The following is a 2,551-nucleotide window of genomic DNA, read 5'->3' on the forward strand; positions in this document are numbered from 1 at the left end:
TGCCATCCAGCGCTTCATCCGATTGATGAATCGCGAATACCGGACCTTCGCCGATAATATTCAATTCTGAATCTGTTACCACCACGGCAACTTCAATGATGCGATCGTTTTCCGGATCGAGCCCTGTCATTTCCATATCGAGCCATACCAGATTGAACTCATTCGGACGTGCAGGTGTGGTTGGTGGCGTTACTTCTGCAGCTTGTGACATAATTGTTTCCCTTAGACCTGCTTAATCCGCCATTTTCTCACAGGAAAAGAATGTCATCACTCGCGTTTACAGTTTTGTTTATCGGTTTTCTGGTTGTCAGCCTGCTGGTGCGCTTCTGGCTTGCATCGCGCCACATACGCCACATTCTCGCCCATCGCGCTGCAGTGCCTGCGCAATTCGCCGGGAAAATCGCGCTTGAAGCACATCAGAAAGCAGCCGATTATTCAATTGCAAAAACCAAGTTCGCGCTCTTCATCGTGCTGTTGAATGCAGCGGTACTGATAGGCTTTACGCTGATGGGTGGCTTGCAATGGCTGGCAAATGGTTCGCTGGAAATCTTCGGTCCCGGCTGGCGTTATCAGCTGGCGCTGGTCCTCGTGTTTGCACTGATCTCCGGCCTGATCGAGCTGCCCTTCGATTATTTCCGCCAGTTCGTGCTGGAAGCGCGCTTCGGTTTCAACCGCATGTCGCCTAACCTGTTCTTTGCCGATCTGCTGAAAAGCACTGTCATTTCTCTGGCGCTGGGCCTGGGCCTGGTGTGGATTACGCTGATCCTGATGGAAAAATCCGGTGACCTGTGGTGGCTGTATGCATGGATAGTCTGGTGCGGCTTTCAACTGTTGATGCTGGTGCTGGTGCCGCTCTTCATTGCACCGCTGTTCAACAAGTTCAAGCCGCTGGAAGATGACAGCCTGCGCGCACGCATAGAGGGCTTGATGCAGCGCATAGGCTTTGCATCCAACGGCTTGTTCGTCATGGATGGCTCCAGGCGCAGCGCGCATGGCAATGCGTATTTTTCCGGCTTTGGCGCCTCCAAGCGCATCGTGTTTTTCGATACCTTGCTCGAGCGTCTGGAACCGCATGAAATCGAGGCGGTCATGGCGCACGAACTCGGTCACTTCAAGCTCAAGCACATCGTCAAGCGCATCGCCGTCATGTTTGCAGCGTCGCTGGCCTTCCTCGCGATGCTCGGCTACCTGAAAACGCAAGCCTGGTTTTACACCGGCCTGGGCGTGGAGCCTATGATGGGAGCCAGCAACGATGCGATGGCGCTGCTGCTGTTTGTACTGGCGCTACCGGTGTTCTCGTTCCTGTTCTCGCCGCTGACTTCGCTGAGCTCGCGCAAGCATGAATTCGAGGCCGATGCATTCGCTGCAGAACACACGAATTCGCAGGATCTGGTGTCTGCACTGGTCAAACTGTATGAAGACAATGCGTCCACGCTGACGCCGGATCCGTTGCACTCCGCATTTTACGATTCGCATCCGCCAGCCACCGTGCGCATCAACCGGCTGATCGCCAGTTGAACAGGGTGACGATGAGCAAGGTGACGATGAACAACGCTGCCGCCTTGCGCGCACAGAAATGCCGGCCCGACGTGACGGCATTGAAGGCGGAAGAAATTGCCGAACGCCTGCCGGCCATCCCTGGCTGGACCGTGCAGGACGGCAAAATCGTCAGGCAGTTTTCATTCAAGAATTACTACGACACACTGGCCTTCGTCAATGCTATCGCCTATGTGATCCATGCGGAAGACCATCATCCGGAACTGCTGGTCACCTATAATCTGTGCGTGGTGAAGTACCACACGCATAGCGTCAACAAGGGCCAGGGCGGATTGTCGGATAACGACTTCGTCTGCGCCGCCAAACTGGATGCAATCTTTGAACAATCGTTCGCTTAATTGATGGCTGCAATTATCAATGCCCTCAAAGGCACCGTGATCGCTGCGCATGGCCGGCATTATCTGGTACAGGCTGGCGAGGCCAAGCTCCAGTGCGTCACGCGCGGCAAGAAGAGCGATGTGGCTGTTGGCGACATCGTCAATCTGCAACTGACCTCCGCCAATCAGGGCGTGATCGAATCGATCGCCGAGCGCAGCACGCTGCTGTATCGCTCCGACCAGTACAAATCCAAACTGCTGGCCGCCAACGTGACGCAACTCTTCATCGTGGTGGCAACCGAACCAGGCTTCACCGACGATCTGGTGTCGCGCTCGCTGGTGGCAGCGGAAGCCGCCGGCGTTGCAGTGCATCTGATCCTGAACAAGATAGACGTCGTTGCATCGCTGGAAAAAACCCGCCAGCGCGTGGCCTTCTATGCCGGACTCGGCTACCCGGTGCATGAAGTGTCGGCCACCGCGCAGCCGGAAGCAACCGTCGCCGCGCTGATGCCCTTGCTGACTGGCCAGTCGACTATCCTGATCGGCCAATCCGGCATGGGCAAGTCATCTATCATCAACCTGATCGTGCCGGATGCCGATATCGCCGTGCGTGAAATCTCCGCCGCGCTCGATACCGGCAAGCACACGACCACCTTCACGCGCCTGTACACCATCGA

General features: G+C 56.0%; 4 protein-coding genes. 3 read left to right on the forward strand and 1 reads right to left on the reverse strand.

The window, feature by feature from the left end; translation table 11 throughout:
* A partial coding sequence (locus Q7T06_RS07080; RefSeq protein WP_304782542.1) for an exonuclease domain-containing protein occupies positions 1-211 on the reverse strand: 211 nt, incomplete at its 3' end.
* A 50-nt stretch (positions 212-261) separates the two neighbouring features.
* Here Q7T06_RS07080 and Q7T06_RS07085 point away from each other — a divergent pair.
* The 3 genes from Q7T06_RS07085 to rsgA all read left to right on the forward strand — a co-directional run.
* Complete coding sequence (locus Q7T06_RS07085; protein WP_304782545.1) at positions 262-1,518, forward strand: M48 family metallopeptidase; 1,257 nt, start codon at positions 262-264, stop codon at positions 1,516-1,518.
* 11 nt (positions 1,519-1,529) lie between these two features.
* Complete coding sequence (locus Q7T06_RS07090) at positions 1,530-1,895, forward strand: 4a-hydroxytetrahydrobiopterin dehydratase (protein ID WP_304782547.1); 366 nt, start codon at positions 1,530-1,532, stop codon at positions 1,893-1,895.
* Positions 1,896-1,898: 3 nt separating this feature from the next.
* Positions 1,899-2,551, forward strand: a 653-nt coding sequence (rsgA, locus tag Q7T06_RS07095; protein ID WP_304782551.1) for a ribosome small subunit-dependent GTPase A, incomplete at its 3' end; no start/stop codon positions are given.

Source organism: Herminiimonas sp. (genome assembly GCF_030645555.1).
In the GTDB taxonomy this organism is placed as follows: Bacteria; Pseudomonadota; Gammaproteobacteria; order Burkholderiales; family Burkholderiaceae_D; genus Oxalicibacterium.